18 protein-coding genes are annotated in these 19,286 nt (G+C 72.0%); 9 read left to right on the top strand and 9 right to left on the bottom strand.

The features are described from left to right. Nucleotides 1–23: 23 nt before the first annotated feature. The 5 genes from ureG (at nt 24) to AC5L3X_RS34740 (ending at nt 3,262) form a co-directional block, all read left to right on the top strand. Nucleotides 24–659 (top strand): urease accessory protein UreG, encoded by a 636-nt coding sequence (ureG, locus tag AC5L3X_RS34760; protein ID WP_189128263.1) that lies wholly within the window; start codon nt 24–26, stop codon nt 657–659. Then, nucleotides 641–1,603 carry an urease accessory protein UreD gene (locus AC5L3X_RS34755; protein WP_494862736.1) on the top strand — a complete coding sequence of 321 codons (963 nt, stop codon included), beginning with the start codon at nt 641–643 and terminating at the stop codon, nt 1,601–1,603. The genes ureG and AC5L3X_RS34755 overlap by 19 nt, the downstream gene beginning before the upstream one ends. 23 nt (nt 1,604–1,626) lie before the next feature. Then, the gene (gene crcB, locus AC5L3X_RS34750) at nt 1,627–2,100 is read left to right on the top strand and encodes a fluoride efflux transporter CrcB (RefSeq protein WP_494862735.1); all 474 of its coding nucleotides are present in this window, start codon (nt 1,627–1,629) and stop codon (nt 2,098–2,100) included. A gap of 1 nt (nt 2,101) precedes the next feature. Further along, the gene (crcB, locus tag AC5L3X_RS34745) at nt 2,102–2,461 is read left to right on the top strand and encodes a fluoride efflux transporter CrcB (protein ID WP_189128265.1); all 360 of its coding nucleotides are present in this window, start codon (nt 2,102–2,104) and stop codon (nt 2,459–2,461) included. Nucleotides 2,462–2,584: 123 nt separating this feature from the next. Further along, a complete protein-coding gene (locus AC5L3X_RS34740) occupies nt 2,585–3,262 on the top strand; it encodes a YoaK family protein (protein ID WP_494862733.1) in 678 nt (225 codons plus the stop codon). A 37-nt stretch (nt 3,263–3,299) separates the two neighbouring features. On the opposite strand, the gene AC5L3X_RS34735 is transcribed toward AC5L3X_RS34740, so the two are convergent. The 8 genes from AC5L3X_RS34735 to AC5L3X_RS34700 form a co-directional block, all read right to left on the bottom strand. Further along, nucleotides 3,300–5,651 (bottom strand): glycoside hydrolase family 65 protein, encoded by a 2,352-nt coding sequence (locus AC5L3X_RS34735; protein WP_494862731.1) that lies wholly within the window; start codon nt 5,649–5,651, stop codon nt 3,300–3,302. Continuing rightward, nucleotides 5,648–6,412: an HAD family hydrolase gene (locus AC5L3X_RS34730; protein WP_494862729.1), complete on the bottom strand. Its 765-nt coding sequence runs from the start codon at nt 6,410–6,412 to the stop codon at nt 5,648–5,650. The genes AC5L3X_RS34735 and AC5L3X_RS34730 overlap by 4 nt, the downstream gene beginning before the upstream one ends. Before the next feature lie 218 nt (nt 6,413–6,630). After that, nucleotides 6,631–8,604: a glycosyl hydrolase family 18 protein gene (locus AC5L3X_RS34725; protein WP_494862727.1), complete on the bottom strand. Its 1,974-nt coding sequence runs from the start codon at nt 8,602–8,604 to the stop codon at nt 6,631–6,633. Nucleotides 8,605–8,739: 135 nt separating this feature from the next. Continuing rightward, complete coding sequence (gene pcaDC / locus AC5L3X_RS34720; protein WP_494862725.1) at nt 8,740–9,849, bottom strand: bifunctional 3-oxoadipate enol-lactonase/4-carboxymuconolactone decarboxylase PcaDC; 1,110 nt, start codon at nt 9,847–9,849, stop codon at nt 8,740–8,742. Then, the gene (locus AC5L3X_RS34715) at nt 9,846–11,330 is read right to left on the bottom strand and encodes a lyase family protein (protein ID WP_494862724.1); all 1,485 of its coding nucleotides are present in this window, start codon (nt 11,328–11,330) and stop codon (nt 9,846–9,848) included. The genes pcaDC and AC5L3X_RS34715 overlap by 4 nt, the downstream gene beginning before the upstream one ends. Continuing rightward, nucleotides 11,320–11,811 (bottom strand): dioxygenase family protein, encoded by a 492-nt coding sequence (locus tag AC5L3X_RS34710; protein WP_494862723.1) that lies wholly within the window; start codon nt 11,809–11,811, stop codon nt 11,320–11,322. The genes AC5L3X_RS34715 and AC5L3X_RS34710 overlap by 11 nt, the downstream gene beginning before the upstream one ends. After that, entirely contained in the window at nt 11,808–12,485 is a 678-nt protein-coding gene (gene pcaH, locus AC5L3X_RS34705) for a protocatechuate 3,4-dioxygenase subunit beta (RefSeq protein WP_494862721.1), read from the bottom strand. Before pcaH ends, AC5L3X_RS34710 begins: the two co-directional genes overlap by 4 nt. 68 nt (nt 12,486–12,553) lie before the next feature. Continuing rightward, on the bottom strand, nt 12,554–13,711 hold the full coding sequence (locus tag AC5L3X_RS34700) for a 4-hydroxybenzoate 3-monooxygenase (RefSeq protein WP_494862719.1): 1,158 nt from the start codon (nt 13,709–13,711) through the stop codon (nt 12,554–12,556). 113 nt (nt 13,712–13,824) lie between these two features. On the opposite strand from AC5L3X_RS34700, the gene AC5L3X_RS34695 reads away from it, so the two are divergent. The 3 genes from AC5L3X_RS34695 (at nt 13,825) to AC5L3X_RS34685 (ending at nt 16,723) form a co-directional block, all read left to right on the top strand. Next, nucleotides 13,825–14,547 carry an IclR family transcriptional regulator gene (locus tag AC5L3X_RS34695; protein WP_494862717.1) on the top strand — a complete coding sequence of 241 codons (723 nt, stop codon included), beginning with the start codon at nt 13,825–13,827 and terminating at the stop codon, nt 14,545–14,547. Nucleotides 14,548–14,653: 106 nt separating this feature from the next. Then, the gene (locus AC5L3X_RS34690; RefSeq protein ID WP_189128276.1) at nt 14,654–15,229 is read left to right on the top strand and encodes a helix-turn-helix domain-containing protein; all 576 of its coding nucleotides are present in this window, start codon (nt 14,654–14,656) and stop codon (nt 15,227–15,229) included. Between the two features lie 75 nt (nt 15,230–15,304). Then, entirely contained in the window at nt 15,305–16,723 is a 1,419-nt protein-coding gene (locus AC5L3X_RS34685; RefSeq protein WP_494862715.1) for an NAD(P)/FAD-dependent oxidoreductase, read from the top strand. Here the strand turns inward: AC5L3X_RS34685 and ligD are convergent. Beyond that, a complete protein-coding gene (ligD, locus tag AC5L3X_RS34680; protein WP_494862713.1) occupies nt 16,707–17,906 on the bottom strand; it encodes a non-homologous end-joining DNA ligase in 1,200 nt (399 codons plus the stop codon). The genes AC5L3X_RS34685 and ligD overlap by 17 nt on opposite strands. Before the next feature lie 92 nt (nt 17,907–17,998). Between ligD and AC5L3X_RS34675 the strand changes: the two genes are divergently transcribed. Next, nucleotides 17,999–19,286: AAA family ATPase (locus tag AC5L3X_RS34675; RefSeq protein ID WP_494862711.1), on the top strand; the 1,288-nt coding region annotated here is incomplete at its 3' end.

Raw genomic sequence — 19,286 nt, 5'->3', positions numbered from 1 at the left:
AGGGATCGACTGAAGGGAGTGACATGGAACTGGAAACGGTGTTCAAGGTCGGCGTCGGCGGGCCCGTCGGGTCCGGCAAGACCGCGCTCATCGAGGCGCTCATCCCCATCCTCGTCGAGCACGGCCGCAGACCCGGTGTCATCACCAACGACATCTACACCCAGGAGGACGCCGACCACGTCCGCCGCGCGATGGCCGGCATCCTCGACCCGGAGCGGGTGGTCGGCGTCGAGACCGGGGCCTGCCCGCACACCGCGGTGCGCGACGACCCGACGATGAACCTCGCCGCGGCGGCCGAGCTGCTCGACCGCTTCCCCGACATCGACCTGCTGCTCTTCGAGAGCGGCGGCGACAACCTGACGCTGACCTTCAGCCCGGTGCTGGCCGACGTGTACGTGTTCGTCCTGGACACCGCCGAGGGCGAGAAGATGCCGCGCAAGCGCGGCCCCGGCACGACGGACTCCGACCTGCTGGTCATCAACAAGATCGACCTCGCGCCGTACGTGCGGACCGACCTCGCGGTCATGGAACGCGACGCGCACGCGGTGCGCGGGAGCGGGCCCGTCATCCTCACCGACTGCCTGACCGGCACCGGGGTCGGCGACGTCGCCGACTTCATCGAGGCTCGTCAGGGGGCGGAGTGGGTCTCGCAGAACTAGCGCGCCGGCCCGGCGGCTCACCCGACCCGCTGGTCCCGGAGAGCTACACCGCGACCTGGCTGCCGCACCAGGTCGCCCGCCACGCCTCCGGCGTGGACATGCTGCCCGTCGGCAGCCCCGGCAAGGTCGGCATCCTCGACCTGGCCTTCGAGCGGATCGGCGACCGGACCGAGCTGACCGCCCTGTACCAGAAGGCGCCCCTGCACACCACGCGCCCGCTGTACTACGACCCCGAGTGGCCCGGCCTGCCGTACGCGATGCTCCTGTCGTCCAGCGGCGGGGTCATCCAGGGCGACCGGTACCGCGTCGACGTGACCTGCGGCGCCGGTGCGGCGGTGCACCTGTCGACCGCGGCCGCCACGCGCGTCTACCGGATGGACCAGGACTACGCCTCCCAGCTGGTGAACCTCACCGTCGGACCGGGCGGCTACCTGGAGTACCTGCCGGAGCACACGATCCCGTACGTGGACTCGCGCTACTACCAGCGGATCGGCGTCACCATGGACCCGGACGCGACCGTCGTGCTGGGCGAGACGGTCATGGGCGGCCGGCTGGTTCGCGGCGAGCGGCACGCCTACGCGGCGTACTGCGCCGACCTGGAGGTGCGCGGCCCCGACGGGCGGCTGATCTTCGCCGATCCGATGCGCCTGGCGCCGGCCGAGCGAGCGGTGACCGGTCCGGCCGTGCTGGCCGGGTTCGACGTCGTGGCCTCCCTCTACGTCGTGACCGGTGACAAGCCGGCGCGGGAGCTCGCGGACGCCCTGCACGACGCGCTCTCGGGGACGGGGCTGCGGGCCGGCGCCGGCGTACTGCCCGGGGAGCGGGGGGCGTGGGCCCGGATCCTCGGCGACCGCTCCCCCGACGTGACGGCCGCCCGGCACCTGGCCTGGGACGTCGTCCGCAGGCTGCTGAGGGGCGTGCCGGCGCCGGACCGCCGGGTCTGACCCGCGAGGAGGGAGAACCATCCATGGAGAGCAATGAGCACCTGGGACGGCGCGAGCGCGCCGAGGCCGTCTCGCTGCACCCGCACGGCCCGCCGGCCTGGCAGCCGGGCGTGTTCCTGGACATCGCGATCGGGGGCGCCGTCGGCGCCCTCCTGCGTTATCTGCTGACCGCGGCCATCCCCGCCTCGCCGACGGGTGTTCCCTGGGGCACCTTCACGGTGAACATGATCGGCTGCCTTCTCATGGGGCTGCTGACGTCGTACCTGCTGGTGACCAGGCCGCGGCCGTTCGTGCGCCCCTTCGCGGTGACCGGCTACCTGGGTGGTTTCACCACGTTCTCGCACCTCATCGACGGCGTCCACAGCCTGGGCGACTCGGGCAGATGGGGCCTCGGCGTCGGCTACGCGGTGGCCAGCGTGGTGATCGGCTGGATCGCCGTGGTGGCGGGCCTGATGCTCGGAAAGCACCTGCCGCACCACAGAGACAGGACGGTGTGAGATGGCGATCCTCATGGTGCTCATCGGCGGCGCGCTCGGCGCCATGTCCAGGTACGCCCTGGACCGCTACGTCAAGCAGCGAGCAGGCCGGGCCTTCCCCTGGGGCACGCTCACGGTCAACCTGCTGGGCTCGGGCTTCCTCGGCGCGCTGCACGGGGCCGGCACGGGCACCGAGGTGGAGGCGCTGCTCGGCACCGGCTTCTGCGGCGCGCTGACCACGTTCAGCACCTTCGAGCTCGACACCGTCCACCTGATCCAGGACGGCTCGTACGGCAAGGCCGCCGTGAACGCGGTCGGCAGCCTGATCCTCGGCTTCGTCGCCTTCGCCGTCTGCTTCGCCATCGTGCGCGCGCTCATCTGACCGCCGGCCGGACCGGCCCGCCGTCACAGGAGCCGGGTCCGATCCACCGGAAGGTCTTCCAGAACACGGCGAAAGGTCCGGCATGACCGTCAGGGAGCCGATCCGGCGCGCGAGGTGCCAGAGGTGAGCAGCGGCAACCTCGGCTGGCCCTTCTGGGGCGCTCTCACCGTCATCAGCGGGATGGTCGACGCGATCACCTACACGGCCCTCGGCCAGGTCTTCGCGGGCAACATGACGGGAAACCTGCTCATCATGGGGTTCGCCGCGGGCGGGGTGTCCCAGTTGTCGGTCGTCGCGACGCTCATCTCGCTGGTGAGCTTCGTCGTGGGGGCGGCGCTGGGAGGCCAGCTGACCGCGCGAGTGGGAGACGTCGGCCGTCGACTCAGGATCGCCTTTCCCGCCGAGTCGGCCCTGCACGTGATCGCCGCCGTGGCCGCGTTCCAGCTGCCCGTCAAGACGGCCGCCGGCCAGTACGCGCTGATCGTCATCCTGGCGGTCACCATGGGCGCCCGCAACACCGTCGTCCGCCGGCTCAAGATCGCTGACATCAACACGACGGTGATCACCGGCACGTTGACCAACCTGGCGGCCGACTCGCCGTTCGGGACCGGCGCCAGCACGCGGTCGGGCCGCCGCGCGGGCCAGATCGGGGCGCTCGTCGTCGGCGCCTTCGCGGGCACCGTCTGCCTTCTGAAGCTCGGACTGCCCTGGGCGCTGACGATCATGGCCATCTTCAGCTGCCTGATAACGGCCGGACACATCGTGTTCGACGCGGTGCGTGCCCGGTCCGGGCCGAGGTAGCCTCCCAGGCCTGCAAGAGCCTGCTCTCACGCGTCCTCTAGCTGGACGCGCGGCGGACCGGGCGGCGGCCGGGTGGCTGCGTGGGCTCCTTGGACGGACGCGACGCCGGGATCGGGCGGCTGAGCGGCGCGCCGACGGAGACCTTGCCCGGCCGTCCATGGTGCCGGATCCGGAGAGGGGCGCCGTCGAGCAACGTGTAGGTGGCGCTTTTCTGGTTCATCTCGACCGTCAGCCGGCGTCCCAGCATGGAGACGGTGAAGCAGAGCCGGGTGAGTCCCACGGGCAGGCGCGGCGCGAAGCTCAGGACGCCGGCGCGCTGCCGCAGTCCGGCGAACCCGTCGACCAGCGCGATCCAGGCGCCGACCAGCGACGCGATGTGCAGCCCGTTCCTGGTGTTGTGCTCGACGTCGTCGAGGTCCATCAGCGCCGCCTCGGCCAGGTAGTCGTAGGCGAGGTCCAGGTGGCCGACCTCGGCGGCCACCACCGCCTGGGTGCAGGCCGAGAGCGAGGAGTCCCGTACGGTGATCTGTTCGTAGTAGGCGAAGTCGCGTGCCTTCTCCTCCGGGCTGAAGGCGTCGCCGCGGCGGTGCAGCGCCAGGACGAGGTCGGCCTGCTTGACGACCTGCTTGCGGTAGAGATCGAAGTAGGGGAAGTGCAGCATCAGCGGATACTGCTCCGGCCTGGTCGCGCCGAAATCCCATCTCTGGTGGCTGGTGAAGCCCTCCGACTGCTGGTGGACGCCGAGCCTGTGGTCGTACGGCAGCGACATCGCCCGGGCGGCGTTGCGCCAGCCCGCCATCTCCTCCTCGCCGACCCCCAGCCTGCGAGCCCGATCGGAGTGGCGCTCGGCGGCCCGCACGGCGGCGAGCAGGTTCTGCTGGGCCATCAGGTTGGTGTAGACGTTGTTGTCGGCGACCGCGCTGTACTCGTCGGGGCCGGTGACGCCGTCGATGCGGAAGGCGCCGTCGGCGTCGTGGTGGCCGAGCGAGCGCCACAGCCGGGCGGTCTCGACGAGGAGCTCCATCCCGGCGTCGGCCTCGAAGGCGTCGTCGCCGGTGACGTCGAGGTAGCGGATGACGGCGTCGGAGATGGCGGCGTTGACGTGGAACGCGGCGGTGCCGGCCGGCCAGTAGCCCGAGCATTCCTCGCCGTGGATGGTCCGCCAGGGGAAGGCCGCCCCACCCAACCCGAGCTGCGCCGCCCTCGTGGTGGCCATCGGCAGGGTGGTGTGCCGCCAGCGCAGGGCATGGGCGACGGCGTCGGGCATCAGATAGGTCAGGACCGGGAGCACGAACGCCTCGCTGTCCCAGAAGACGTGCCCGTCGTAGCCGCGCCCGGTGAGGCCCTTGGCCGGAATGCCCCTGCCCTCGGCGCGGGCGGTGGCCTGCAGCATATGGAACAGCCCGAACCGCACCGCCTGCTGGATCTCGGGGTCGCCGTCCACCTGGACGTCGGCCCGGCTCCAGAACTCGTCCAGGTAGCTCCGCTGGGCGGAAAGCAGCCCCTCCCAGCCGGTGTCGCGGGCCCCGGCGAGCGCGGCCTCGGCCTCGTCGCGTACCGCGGGGCGTGAGCGGGACCCCGACCAGGAGTGGGCGACGAACTTGACCAGCCGGAGAGTCTCCCCGGCGGCGAGCGACGCCGTCACCGTCACCCGGCCCAGGTCGGCCGAGCTCTCCGCGACGACGTGGGTGCCGGGCGGCCCGTCGACGAGATGGTCCATCGCCACGGCCACGCGCAGGCCGCTGCGGCGGGTGCAGTGGACCAGCACCGAGCGGGTGTCCCCGGCGGAGTTCTCCTCGCCCACCAGCGGCGCGTCGAGCACCGCGGCGATCCGGGGATCGCCTCCCGGTTTCGGCAGCGGCTCGTTGGCGACGAGCTCCGACTGCACCACCACCCGCAGGGGCTCGTCGAGCGGCGTCACCTCGTAGCAGATCGCCGCGATCGCCCGCTGGGTCAGCGACACCAGCCGGACCGAGGTCACCCGCACGGCGGACCCGTCGGGCGACTCCCATTCGGCCCGCCGGCTCAGCACACCCGCCCGGAAGTCCAGTGCCTGCTCGTGATCGCGCAGCCGCCCGTAGCGGACGTCGAACGCCTCGTCGTCGACGAGCAGGCGGATCACCTTGCCGTTGGTGATGTTGACGACGGTCTGCCCCGACTCGGGGTAGCCGTAGCCGGCCTCGGCGTACGGCAGCGGGTGCGACTCGTAGACGCCGGACAGGTAGCTGCCGGGCAGGCCGTGCGGCTCGCCCTCGTCGAGGTTGCCGCGCCAGCCGAGGTGCCCGTTGGACAGCGCGAACAGCGACTCCGCCTGGGCGAGCACGTCCAGGTCGAGCCGGGTGCTCCGCAGCGCCCACGGCTCGCAGGTGAACGCCCCATGCGTGATCACGTCTTGTCCAGCAGGTCGGCGAGGTCGGACACCACCGTGTCGGCGCCGTGCTCGCGCAGCGCGGCCGCCTGCCCGCTCCGGTCGACCCCGACCACGAACCCGAACCCGCCGGCCCGCCCGGCCTGGACCCCCGACAGAGCGTCCTCGAACACCGCCGCGTGCTCCGGCTCCGTGCCCAGGGCCCGCGCGGCGGCCAGGTACATGTCGGGCGCCGGTTTGCCCGCCAGGTGGTCGCGTGCCACGGTCCGCCCGTCGACGCGTTCCTCGAACAGGTCCTCGATGCCCGCGCCGGCCAGCATCTCCCGGCAGTTGGCGCTGGACGACACGACCGCCCGGCGCAGCCCGGCGTCCCGCGCCGCGCGCACGTAGCGGACCGATCCCGCGAACGACTCGACTCCGTCCGCGCGGACGTGCTCCAGCACCAGCTCGTTCTTGCGTTTCGCGAGGTTGTAGACGGTCTCCGCGTCCGGTGGATCCTGGGGGCCGCCTTCCGGCAGGGTGATCCCGCGAGAGGCCAGGAACGCGCGGGTGCCGTCGGCACGGGTCTTGCCGTCCACGTAGGTGTCATAGTCGCCGACCGGGTCGAAGGGGACCAGCTGCTCGCCGGTCCGTTCGGCGCGTTCGCGGAGGAAGGCGTCGAACATCTCTTTCCACGCGGCCGCGTGCAGCTTCGCCGTACGGGTGAGCACGCCGTCCATGTCGAACAGGCACGCCCGGATCCCGCCCGGCAGGCCCAGCCTCTCGGCGGCAGACGGCTCCATCGTGGTCGACCTCCCTGAGCATCCGCGAACACGAACATCAGGTGGCTCGTGCGCGCATGGAGCACCGACCCGACCGTCACCAACCCCCCGACGTTCTCCTCGTACCCGCCCCTCGCGCCGGGCTACCAGCGGAAACGGACCCGGCCGAGGTGAACGACCGGACCGACGCGCACGAGGAGCCGGGCCCTCGACCGAAAGGGCCCGGCTCCGCCGGTGGATCAGCCGAGGCCGTTGCGCATCGCGGTGATCAGCTCTCCGTTGGTGGTGTCGCCGCTGAGCTCCCAGAAGAACGCGCCACCGAGGCCCTGGTCCTTCGAGTAGCCCATCTTGCCGCCGATCGTGCTCGGCGTGTCGTAGCTCCACCACTGGTTGCCGCAGTGGGCGTAGGCGGTGCCGGCGATGGTGCCGGTGGCGGGGCAGCGGGTCTTGAGCACCTTGTAGTCCTCGATGCCCTGCTCGAACGTGCCCGGCGCCGGGCCGGTCGCCGTGCCGCCGGGGGCCGACTGGCTGACGCCGGTCCAGCCGCGGCCGTAGAAGCCGATGCCGAGCAGCAGCTTGCTGGCCGGGACGCCCTTGCTCTTGAGCTTCTGGATGGCCTGGTCGGAGTGGAAACCGGCCTGCGGAATGCCGGTGTAGGAGGTGAGCGGCGAGTGCGGGGCCGTCGGGCCCTGCGCCGCCCAGGCGCCGAAGTAGTCGTAGGTCATGACGTTGTACCAGTCGAGGTACTGGGCGGCGCCGCCGTAGTCGGCCGCGTCGATCTTGCCGCCCGAGGTGCCGTCCGCGGTGATGGCCGCGGTGACCAGGTCGCCGGAGCCGAAGCGGGTGCGCAGCGCCGACATCAGGTTGCGGAACGAGGCCGGTCCGCTGGTGTCGCAGGTGAGGCCGCAGGCGTTCGGGTACTCCCAGTCGATGTCGATGCCGTCGAAGACGTCGGCCCAGCGCGGGTCCTCGACCAGCCGGTAGCAGGACTCGGCGAACGCCGCCGGGTTGGCCGCGGCCTGGCCGAAGCCGCCCGACCAGGTCCAGCCGCCGAACGAGAACAACACCTTGAGGTTCGGGTACTTCTGCTTGAGCTTGCGCAGCTGGTTGAAGTTGCCGCGCAGCGCGCCGGCGTCCCAGGTGTCGGCGACGCCGTCGACGCTCTCGGCCGCGGAGTAGAAGCGGTCGTAGTCGGCGTTGCTGTCGCCGATCGTGCACTGGCCGTTCTGCACGTTGCCGAAGGCGTAGTTGATGTGGGTCAGCTTGGCCGCCGAGCCGCTGGTGTCGATGTTCTTGACGTGGTAGGCGCGCTGGTAGACACCCCACTGCACGAAGTAGCCGAGCACCTTCTTGCCGCCCCCGCCTCCACCGGTGGTGGTGGTCGCGGTGATCTGGTTGCTGTTGGCGGACTGGTTGCCGGCCGCGTCACGCGCCCGCACCGTGTACGTGTACGCCGTGCCCGCACTCAGCCCGGTGTCGGTGAAGGACGTGCCCGTCACCGTCGTCACCAGCGTCCCGCCACGGTAGACGCCGTAACCCGTCACCCCCACGTTGTCCGTGGACGCGTTCCACGCCAGCGACACACTGCTCGACGACACCCCCGTCGAACGCAGGTTGCCCGGCACCGACGGGGCCGTGGTGTCGCCTCCGCCGCCCGAGGTCGTGGCCGTGATCTGGTTGCTGTTGGCGGACTGGTTGCCGGCCGCGTCACGCGCCCGCACCGTGTACGTGTACGCCGTGCCCGCACTCAGCCCGGTGTCGGTGAAGGACGTGCCCGTCACCGTCGTCACCAGCGTCCCGCCACGGTAGACGCCGTAACCCGTCACCCCCACGTTGTCCGTGGACGCGTTCCACGCCAGCGACACACTGCTCGACGACACCCCCGTCGAACGCAGGTTGCCCGGCACCGACGGGGCCGTGGTGTCGCCTCCTCCGCCGCCGGTCACCTTCCAGAGTGCCGGGACGACGGGCGGCTCCCAGCCGGGCTGGGAGGTGTGGCTCTGCACGCACTCGTACTCGACGCCGTTGTAGGTGACCCGGGTGCCGGCCGTGTAGGCGGTCCACGCCGTCCATTCGGCGAGGACGGCCGAGCCGGCGGAGCTGGTCGTGGTCGTGGCGCCGTACGCGCCGGGTGGGGCGGCGACGGCCGCGGTGAGCGGCAGCAGTAACGCCGTGAGTCCTGTGAGGATCTTGCTGAGGGCTCTGTGTCTCATGATGCTCCGCCATCCGTTGCTTGGGGGGTGGGATGGGAGTGGCCTGAGGAAACTATTAGGAAGGTTTCCTTTTAATTTAGAGACGACGGTAGCCCGTACCTGCGGACCAGTCAATAACGAATGACAACCCGGCGATCAGAGTGTCTCGGCAAGCGTGCGCTGCGCCACGGCGAAGGCGGCGTTGGCGGCCGGGACCCCGCAGTAGACCGCGGTCTGCAGCAGAACTTCCTTGATCTCGTCGGGAGTGAGCCCGTTGCGCAGGGCCGCGCGCACGTGCATGGCCAGCTCCTCCAGGTGGCCGCCGGCGACCAGCGCGGTGAGGGTGACACAGCTGCGGGTGCGGCGGTCGAGGCCGGGACGGTTCCAGATCTCGTCCCAGGCGTAGCGGGTGATGAGGTGCTGGAAGTCGGCGGTGAAGCCGGTGGTGGCGGCCACGGCGCGGTCCACGTGGGCGTCGCCGAGCACCTCGCGCCGCGTGCGCATCCCCGCGGACCAGCTCGCGGAGCCCGCGAGGTGGTCGCCGATCGCGGCGGTCACGTCGCCGGCCCGCTCGACGCTCGCCAGGTGGGCCGCGCCGGGGATGACCTTGAGCAGCGCCCCCGGGATGCCCGCGGCCAGGACGACCGCCTGGCCGACCGGGGTCGCGGGGTCGTCGGCGCCGGCGATCACCAGCGTGGGGGCGGTGATGGCGCCGAGGCGGCCGGTCAGGTCGCACTCGGCGAGCGCCTCGCAGCAGACGGCGTACGACTCCGCGTCGACCCGCTCCAGCATGGCGACGACCCAGCCGCCGTCGAAGCCGGGGGTGAACCACCGGGACGCCAGCACCGGGGCGAGCGTCGCCGGGCCCCGCGCCCGGACCGTCGCCGCCCGCTCGCGCCATGGGCCCGGCTCGCCGAAGCGGGCGGCGGTGCAGCACAGCACCAGGCTGCGCACCCGGCCAGGCTCCCGCGCGGCGACCGCGGTGGCGACGGCGCCGCCGAGCGAGATGCCGCCGACGGCGAACCGCCCGTCCGCCGCACCGTCCGCCGCGAGGTCCAGTACGGCGTCCGCCAGGTCGTCGACGGTCATCCCGGCCGTCGCCGGGGCGGAGCCGCCGTGGCCGGGCAGGTCGTAGCGGAGCACCCGCCACTCCCGCGTGAGGGAGGCGAGCTGCGGCTGCCAGACGTCCAGCGTGGTGCCGAGCGAGGGGCCGAGCACCAGCAGCGGTGCGCCGTCGGGACCGTCAACGCGGTAGTGGAGCTTCACCGAGGGTCTTCCTTCGACTGATGAGCGGCCGACCGGTGCACGGCCAGGATACGGTCGACCAGCTCGGGGGCTGCCCCGAGGTACTGGGCCGGGTCGAGCAGCTCGCCGGGGACCTCCGGCGGCCCGTCGTCACGCAGGATCCGCTCCGCGACGTCGCGCCCGTAGTGGACGGACAACCGCTCGGACACCAGCATGGCTCCCGTCAGGTCGGCGTTGGCGCGCATCCGGTCGGGGAACACCTTCAGGCCCGCCAGCAGCTCGGCGGCCGTCTCCGCCGCTCCCCCGGTCAGCCTCAGGCACTCGCGCAGCGGCAGCCACTCCGCCTGCCACGCGCCCGCCGCCCGCTCGTGCTCGCCCACCGCGCCGAGCACGCTCGCGTACGCCGGCACCTGCAGCGATGCTGCCCTGACCAGCACGGACAGGGCGGGGTTGCGCTTGTGCGGCATGGCCGACGAGCCGCCTTTCGAGGACTCGGCTACCTCACCCACCTCCGTCTGGGCCAGCCAGACGATGTCGGTGGCCACCTTGCCCAGCGCGCTCGCCGCCGCCGCCAGGGCCGACCCCAGCTCCGCCACGACCGACCGCTCCGCGTGCCAGGGCGCCGGCGGGGCGGCCAGGCCCAGCTCCTCGGCGTACAGCCTGACCACCCGCAACGCGGCGCTCCCGGCTGCGGCGCTCGCGGTTTCGATGCCAGGACGCGCGGATTCGGCACCGGGACGCGCCGGGGCGCGGCCTTGATGCCGTAGGGCCTCGTGTTCCGTGAGGGCCGCGAGGGTGCCGGCGGCGCCGCCGAGCTGGGCCGGGAGCCGCAGGGCGCGGAGCCGGTCGCGGGCGCGCAGCAGGCCCATGAGCCAGCCCGCCGCCTTCAGCCCGAACGTCGTCGGCACGGCCTGCTGTCCCAGCGTCCGGGCGGCCATCGGGGTGTCCCGGTGCCGCCGCGCCAGTTCGGCCAGCACGCGCATGGCCTCGTCCAGGTCGGCCACGATCACGGCGACCGCCCGCGTCGCGACCAGCATGGCCGCGCTGTCCATGATGTCCTGGCTGGTCGCGCCCAGGTGCACCAGCCTGCCCAGGTCGCCCGCCGGGCTCTCGGACCCGGCGGCGCTTCGCACCGCCGCGCGCAGGTCGGAGACCAGGGGGACGACCGGGTTGGCGGAGTCGCGGGCGCGCCGGGCCAGGTCGGCGACGTCCACGACGAGTCCGGCGGCCGTGCGGGCGATCAGCTCGGCCGCCTCTGCCGGGATCAGACCGGCGCGGGCCTGCGCACGGGCGAGCGCTGCCTCCGCCTCCAGCATCGCCCGGAGCCACGCCTGGTCCGAGGTGCCCCCTTCCACCCGGGTCCCTGCCCGCACCGGCGCCAGCAACCCGCCATCGGCGACGCCGCCGGGAGCCCCTGTCGCCGAAGCGGCGCTCCCACCCGCGACCGGCTCGGCCGGATCGCCGGGAGTCGGTGGGACGCCGGGTGGGACGTCAGAAGTCAAGGAACACCGTCTCCCCCGTCCCCTGCAGTCGTACGTCGAAGTGGTAGGAGTCGCCCGAACCGGTGGCGATCAGCGTCCGGCGCCGCGCGGGGTCGAGGCTGTCGAGCAGCGGGTCGGGCCGGTCCTCAAGGTACACGCGGGTGAGCACGGACCGGAGCAGGCCCCGGGCGAAGATCTGCAGCGACAGGTAAGGCCCGGAGGGCCGAACCGTCCGAAACCGGTAGGAGCCATCAGGAGCTGTGCTGCACCGCCCGAACCCGGACACCAGCCCGTCGCCACGCAGCAGCGCGCCACGGTCGCCGGTGAACCCGAGCCAGAGCTCCAGCAGCGCGTCGGGCACCGGTTCGCCGGCCCCGTCGAGCACCCGCCCGGACAGCGTGATCGCCTCGGGGTGCCCCTCGGCGACGAGCTCCCAGTCATGCTCGTACGGCAGCGCGTAGCCGTAGAACGGCCCCACGGTCTGCGAGGGCGTGAGCGTCATGGCGTCTCCATGGGGGTGTCGCCGAGCACGATGTCGAACGCGTAGCCGAGCGCCCACTCGGGCTCGGTGATCTCCAGGCTGAAGTCCGAGACGAGGCGTTGCCTGGCCGCGGCGTCGGGGATCGACTGCAGGATGGGGTCGAACGGCATCAGCGGGTCGCCCGGGAAGTACATCTGGGTGACCAGCCGCTCGGTGAACGCCCGCCCGAAGACGGAGAAGTGGATGTGGGCGGGGCGCCAGGCGTTGCTGTGGTTGCGCCACGGGTAGGCGCCGGGCTTGATCGTGACGAACCGGTAGCGGCCCTCCGCGTCGGTGACGCAGCGGCCGGCGCCGGTGAAGTTGGGGTCGAGCGGCGCCGGATGCTGGTCGCCCTGGTGGATGTAGCGCCCGGCGGAGTTGGCCTGCCAGACCTCGACCAGCGTGTCGCGCACGGGCCGGCCGTGGCCGTCGAGGACGCGCCCGGTGACGATGATCCGCTCGCCGATCGGCTCCCCGTAGTGCTGCCTGGTCAGGTCGGCGTCGAGCGCGCCGACCTCCTCGTGGCCGAAGACGGGGCTGGTCAGCTCGATCGCGTCGGGGTCGGTCTTGAACGGCACCGGCGCCTGCGCGGGCGCCCGCAGGAGCGTGCTCCGGTAGCCGGGGCTCTGGTTCGGCGGATGCGGCGAAGGGGGCATGGCTGTCCTCAGGGGGTCACGATTCGGTTCGGGGTTCGGCGCGGACCGGGACTCCGGGGTGATCTCACTCACCACGGGAGTCCCACGTAGTTCTCGGCCAGGGTGGTCGCGGCGGCTTCGGAGGAGGTCACGTAGTCCAGGTGGGAGCGCTGCAGCCGCCGGCCGTAGTCGTCGTCGGAGTCGAACGTGTGCAGCAGCGTCGTCATCCACCAGGAGAAGTGCTGGGCCCGCCAGACCCGCTTGAGGCACGCCTCGGAGTAGCCGTCGAGCAGGTCGGCCGAGCCCGTCGAGAAGAAGCGGTCGAGCGCCTCGGTCAGCACCCGCACGTCGGCCACGGCCAGGTTGAGCCCCTTGGCCCCGGTGGGCGGCACGATGTGGGCGGCGTCTCCGGCGAGGTAGAGCCTGCCGTACTGCATGGGCTCGGTGACGAAGCCGCGCATCGGCGTGACGCCCTTCTCGATGATCCGCCCCGTGATGAGCGTGAAGCCGGGCACGGTCTCCAGCCGGGCCCTCAGCTCGTCCCAGATCCGCTCGTCGGGCCATTCGCCGGTGGTGGCGTCGGGCGGCACCTGCAGGTAGAAGCGGCTGACCGTGGGCGAGCGCATGCTGTGCAGGGCGAAGCCGCGCTCGGTCTGGCTGTAGATGAGCTCCTCGGACGACGGCGCCACCTCGGCCAGGACGCCGAGCCAGGCGAAGGGGTAGTCGCGCTCGAAGAAACGCAGCACGCCGTCGGGGACGGCCGGCCTGGACACGCCATGGAAGCCGTCGCAGCCGGCGATCACGTCGCAGTCGAGCCGCTCGCCGCCGAACGTCAGGTACGGCTCCGCCTCCAGCCCGTGCAGGGCGACGTCCTCGACCTCGAAGCGGACGTCGCCGCCCGCCTCCAGCCTGGCGGCGATCAGGTCCTTGACCACCTCCTGCTGGCCGTACACGGTGATGGACCTGCCGGGTACGAGCTTCTCGAAGGCGATGCGGTGGCCCGCGCCGCCGTACCTGAGCTCGATGCCGTGGTGCGGCAGGCCCTCGCGCAGCAGGCGCGCGCCGACGCCCGCCTCGACCAGCGTGTCGACGGTGCCCTGTTCCAGCACCCCGGCGCGCACGCGCCGTTCCACGTAGTCGCGGCTGCGCTTCTCCAGCACCACCGACGCGATGCCGCGCAGATGGAGGAGGTGGGACAGGAGCAGTCCCGCGGGGCCCGCCCCGATGATCCCGACCTGAGTACGCATGGGGCAAGCATCCCTCCTCGCCGGCCCGATGGCCGAGAACCCTCTTCCGCTGAGTGGAAGAACCGTGCAGGATTCACCCTGTGGCAGGTGGTTCGCGACAAGCGGGACGAACGGTGACGTCCAAGGTGCTGGCGATTCTGGGCGCGTTCGACGCCGCTCACCCGCAGCTCAGCCTGACCGAGCTGGCCGGCCGCGCCGGGATGCCGCTGAGCACCGCGCACCGGCTGGTGGCCGAGCTGGAGCGGTGGCAGGCGTTGAGCCGCACGCCCGACGGGCGGCTGCGGATCGGCATGCGGCTGTGGGAGCTCGGTCAGCTCGCGCCCGCCCGGCTGCAGGACGTGGCGCATCCATGGCTGCAGGAGCTGTTCGCCGCCACCGGCGAGAACGTGCACCTGGCCGTCCGCGACGGGCTGGAGGTGTTGTACGTCGACAAGGTGCACGGCCGGCGGGCGGTGCCGATCGTGTCGAGGACCGGCGGCCGGCTGCCCATGCACCCGACCGGTGTCGGCCGGGCGCTGCTGGCCTACGAGCCCGACTGGTTCGTGCAGTCCTACCTGGCACGCGAGCTGGAGCGGCCGACCCCGCACACGATCGTCGAGCCGGGGCGGCTGTCGCGCGAGCTGGCCCTGGTGCGCGCCCAGGGCTACGCGACGACGTACGAGGAGATGACGCTCGGCTCGTGCTCGGCGGCGGCGCCGGTGCTGGTCGACGGCCGGGCCATCGCCGCGCTCGGCATCGTGCTGACCTCCAGGCGGGCCCGCGAGCTGCACCGGCTGATCGAGCCGCTGCGCGCCGCCGCCACCGAGATCGCCCGCGCCTGCGCCACCTCCGCGTGATGCGCATTTGTTATGTAACGCCCTCTTGCTGGGGTTTCAGCATCGTCTGTACGGTCCTTTCATCGACACTGAACAGTCTGTTCAGTGGAGTCGATCGAGAGGTTCGATGACGGAGTCGGAGACCGTCCGGCTTGGCGCGCGCATCCGGGCGTACCGGACCATGCGCCGACTGACCGTGCGCGGCCTCGCCGGCCTGGCCGGAGCCAGCCCGAGCTTCGTCAGCCAGCTCGAACGCGGCCGGACCAGCGCGAGCGTCGGCATGCTGCGCCGGATCTCCGGAGCCCTCGGCATCACGGTGGCCGACCTGTTCAACGAGGACGACGGCGCCGGTCACCGAGTCGTGCGCCGCTTAGAGCGCCCCGAGCTGCCCGCCGGGCCGGGCACCCGCAAATACCTCATCTCCCAGCGTCCGCTGCAGAACCTCGAGGTCTACGCCGGTGAGTTCGAACCCGGCGCCTCCACCGGAGGCGAGCCGTACTCACATGGCGACTCGCAGGAGATCCTGCTCGTGCTCCGCGGCCGGGTCACCGTCTGGCTCGGACCGCCGGCGGAGGCGGTCGCCAACACGCTCGCGCCGGGTGACAGTGTGGAGTACCGCACGTCGATCCCGCATCGCGTGGTCAACGACGGCGACGGGACCGCCGAGGTCCTGTGGGTGGTCAGCCCGCCCACGCCGCTCTGACCGCCCCGCACGTCACGCGGGTCGCGGAGTCCTCGTGCCCGTTCCTGAACAACCCGATGTGGAGGCATTCCTCACGTGAAACACGGCATTCCGCTCACCGGCGACTTCGCCAACGGCGGCGTCTCCTTCTGGTACCGGCAGATCGGCCTGCCCGGCCGCCGGGCGGCGCTGCCCGGCCCGCGTGAGTACGACGTGGCGATCGTCGGCGGCGGCTACACCGGCCTGTGGACCGCCTACTACCTGAAGAAGGCCGACCCGGGGCTGCGCGTGGCGATCCTGGAGAAGGAGTTCGCCGGGTTCGGCGCGTCGGGGCGCAACGGCGGCTGGCTGTCGGCCGAGTTCGCCGGGTCCCGCGAGCGGCATGCCAAGGCCCGCGGCCGGCAGGCGATGATCGACCTGCAGCGGGCCATGTTCGGCGCGGTCGACGAGGTGATCGACGTGACGCGCGAGGAGGGCATCGACGCCGACATCCACAAGAGCGGGATGATCAACGTCGCGACCAACCCGGCGCAGCGCCGCCGGCTGCGCGAGGAGGTCGCCCACCTGCGCGGCTGGGGTTACGAGGAGGACGACTACCGGCTGCTGGACCGCGACGAGCAGGACGAGCGGCTGCGGGTGGCGGGCGCGCTGGAGGCCGCCTACTCTCCGCACTGCGCCCGCATCCAACCGGCGAAGCTGGCCGTCGGGCTGGCCCGGGTCGTCGCCGGGCTCGGCGTGGACATCTTCGAGGACACCACGGTGACCGAGATCCGCCCCCGCCAGGGCGGTAAGGCGTCGGCCGTCACGACGCGCGGCGTCGTCTCCGCCGACTACGTCATCCGCGCCACCGAGGGCTTCACCGCCGGCCTGGCCGGCCAGCACCGGCAGTGGCTGCCGATGAACAGCTCGATGATCGTCACCGAGCCGTTGCCCGCCGAGGTGTGGAAGCACATCGGCTGGGCGGGCGGCGAGTTGCTCGGCGACCACGCGCACGCCTACATCTACGCGCAGCGCACCGCCGACGACCGGATCGCGATCGGCGGTCGCGGGGTGCCCTACAGGTACGGCTCCCGCACCGACGACCGGGGCGCCACCCAGGCGCAGACGGTGGCGCTGCTCTGGCGGATGCTGGTCAGGTTGTTCCCCGCCTCGGCGGACGTCCGGGTCCAGCACGCGTGGTGCGGGGTGCTCGGAGTGCCGCGCGACTGGTGCTCGACCGTGCACCTCGACCACGCCACCGGTCTCGGCTGGGCGGGCGGCTACGTGGGCAGCGGGGTGACCACCACCAACCTGGCCGGTCGCACCCTGCGGGACCTGGTGCTGCGCCGCGACACCGAGCTGACCGCGCTGCCGTGGGTGGGCCGGCAGGTGCGTCAGTGGGAGCCGGAGCCGCTGCGGTGGGCCGGAGTGCAGCTCATCTACACGTTGTTCCGCGCCGCCGACCGCCACGAGAACGAACGGGGCACCACCACCTCGGTCTACGCGCGGCTGGCCAACCTCATCTCGGGTCGCTGAGGCCGCCCCACGGGTCGTAGTCGACCTCCAGCGGCTCCTGGCCGGGCCGCTCGGCCTCGGGCACGTGCTGGAGGTTGACGCGGATCCGATACCACACGCTGCTGCGCCCGCGCATGCCGTCGACCAGCACGTCGGCGGGCCGCAGCAGCGCGGCGACCTCGGGGTGGCGGGCCTTCCAGCGCTCGAACCCGGCCATCGCCTCGTCCTTGTGCTCGGCCCTGGCGATCTCGATCACCGGCACCACCTGACGCCTGCGGCCCTCGCCCTTGGGCGGTCTGGGCGCGGGCCCCAGCGACTCGGCCAGCTCCAGCAGCCCGTCGAGCGAGCCCGCGTGCAGGTCGATGTCCTCCCACGGATCGCCCGTCTCGGCCAGCCGCGCCGGCACGGTGCCGACGGTGAACGCCTCGGGCCGGCAGCCGGGCACCTCGTCCCAGGTCAGCGGCGTGGACACCCGGGCGTCGGGCACGGCCCGCACGGAGTAGGCGGAGGCCACCGTGCGGTCGTAGGCGTTCTGGTTGAAGTCGACGAACACCCCGTGGCGCTCCTCCTTCCACCAGCGGCTGGTGGCGATCTCGGGGGCGCGCCGCTCGACCTCCCGGGCCACCGCCTCGGCCGCCCTGCGCAGGTCGGCGAACGGGCGGCGCGGCTCGATCCGGGCGTAGACGTGGAAGCCACGCGACCCCGACGTCTTGGGCCATGCGGTCAGCCCGTGGTCGGCCAGCACCTCACGCGCCACCTGCGCGGTGCGCAGCACGTCGGCCCACTCGACGCCGGGCACCGGGTCGAGGTCGATCCGCAGCTCGTCGGGGTGGGCCAGGTCGCCCGCCCGCACCGGGTGCGGGTTGAGGTCGACGCAGCCGAGGTTGATCACCCAGGCGAGCTGGGCCAGGTCGCTGACCACGACCTCGTCGGCGCTCAGCCCGGACCGGTAGCGCAGCGTGGCCACCTCGATCCAGTCGGGCCGCTTGGCCGGGGCGCGCTTCTGGAAGAACGCCTCCTCCTCGATGCCGCGCGGGAACCGCTTGAGGATCATCGGCCGGCCGGCCACGCCCCGCAGCGCCGCCTCGCCCACCGCCAGGTAGTAGCGGACCAGGTCGAGCTTGGTGTGGCCGGTGCGCGGAAAGACCACCTTGTCAGGATTGCTGATGCGGACGTCGCGGCCGTCAACCTCGATGTCAGACATGTGGTCAAGATACGCGCACGCCCCGACAGAAGGGCCAGAGCCTCGCCCCGGATGCCGCCACTCAACGCAGGGCGCAATGACAGGATGTGACCATGCGCCCACCCCGAGCGAGATACTTCAACACCACCGGCCCCTGTGACCCGCAGCGGCACTACATGCTGCCTCCCACACCGCGGCTTCCCGAGGCGCGGGTGCTGGTCGACATGGACCGATACTTCGTGGTCCACGGGCCCCGGCAGACCGGCAAGACGACAGGTCTGCGCACCCTGGCCTCCGAGTTGACGGCCGAGGGGGACATCGCAGCCCTGGTCTTCTCCTGCGAGCGCGCCAAGGTCGCCCACGACGACGTCGGCTGGGGGGAGTCGCTGCTTCTGGATTCGATCCGTGCGGCCGCCGAGCGATCGGGCTGGCCGGACGAGCTGCTGCCGCCGGATCCCTGGCCGCAAGCCACGCCGGGCAGCCGGATCGCCACCGCGCTGAGCGAGTGGTGCCGTCGCTGCCCGCGCCGGGTGGTGCTGTTCTTCGACGAGATCGACGCCTTGCAGGGCGACAGCCTGGTCAGCTTCCTCTGCCAGCTACGCGACGGCCACAACGCACGGCCTGAGGGGCACCCGTTCCCCACATCAGTGATTCTGTGCGGGCTACGTGACGTCCGTGACTACAAGATCGCTGTGGGTGCCGACCCTGGCCGTTGCAATCCCACCAGCCCGTTCAACATCATCACCAAGTCGCTGCGCCTGGGCGACTTCACCGCCGACGAGATCGCCGAGCTCTACGAGCACCACACGCGGGCGACCGGGCAGGAGTTCACCAAGGACGCGGTGGACCGGGTCTTCGAGCTGACGCAGGGACAGCCGTGGCTGGTCAACGCCGTCGCCCATGAGATCACCTTCGAGATGGGGGTGGCCGGCGCCATCACCGCAGGGCAGGTGGAGGAGGCCAAAGAGCGATTGATCCGCGCACGCGCCACCCATCTGGACGCCCTCGTGACGCGGCTGCACGAACCACGGGTGGAACGGGTGATCGAACCGATCGTGGCGGGAACATGGCCAGGCACGGACACTTCTTTCGACGATGACGTCTCCTACGTTCATGATCTGGGCCTCATCCGGGGAACCAGGGACCTGGAGATCGCCAACCCCATCTACCGAGAGGTCCTGCTACGGGTCCTGGGCGATCGCACGGAGCGGTTCGTCAAGGCCGATCCGCGCAGCTTCGTGCTGCCCGACGGCCGGTTCGACCTGCCGCGCCTGCTGCAGGAGTTCGTCGTGTTCTGGCGCGAGCACGGCGAGGTCCTCATCCAGCAGGAGGGCTACCACGAAGCCGCCTGCCAGATCATCCTCATGGCATTCCTGCACCGCCTGGTCAACGGCGGAGGCC

This window comes from Nonomuraea sp. CX421 (genome assembly GCF_059358955.1).
Note: the sequence above shows the minus strand (reverse complement) of the source record. Positions and strands in the feature narration are given on the sequence as shown.

Excerpts from the sequence above, each read along its gene's own strand:
- ureG (WP_189128263.1), top strand. The coding sequence starts at position 24 with ATGGAACTGGAAACGGTGTTCAAGGTCGGCGTCGGCGGGCCCGTCGGG.
- crcB (WP_494862735.1), top strand. The coding sequence starts at position 1,627 with ATGGAGAGCAATGAGCACCTGGGACGGCGCGAGCGCGCCGAGGCCGTC.
- crcB (WP_189128265.1), top strand. The coding sequence starts at position 2,102 with ATGGCGATCCTCATGGTGCTCATCGGCGGCGCGCTCGGCGCCATGTCC.
- AC5L3X_RS34730 (WP_494862729.1), bottom strand. The coding sequence starts at position 6,412 with ATGGAGCCGTCTGCCGCCGAGAGGCTGGGCCTGCCGGGCGGGATCCGG.
- AC5L3X_RS34725 (WP_494862727.1), bottom strand. The coding sequence starts at position 8,604 with ATGAGACACAGAGCCCTCAGCAAGATCCTCACAGGACTCACGGCGTTA.
- AC5L3X_RS34710 (WP_494862723.1), bottom strand. The coding sequence starts at position 11,811 with ATGACGCTCACGCCCTCGCAGACCGTGGGGCCGTTCTACGGCTACGCG.
- pcaH (WP_494862721.1), bottom strand. The coding sequence starts at position 12,485 with ATGCCCCCTTCGCCGCATCCGCCGAACCAGAGCCCCGGCTACCGGAGC.
- AC5L3X_RS34700 (WP_494862719.1), bottom strand. The coding sequence starts at position 13,711 with ATGCGTACTCAGGTCGGGATCATCGGGGCGGGCCCCGCGGGACTGCTC.
- AC5L3X_RS34690 (WP_189128276.1), top strand. The coding sequence starts at position 14,654 with ATGACGGAGTCGGAGACCGTCCGGCTTGGCGCGCGCATCCGGGCGTAC.
- ligD (WP_494862713.1), bottom strand. The coding sequence starts at position 17,906 with ATGTCTGACATCGAGGTTGACGGCCGCGACGTCCGCATCAGCAATCCT.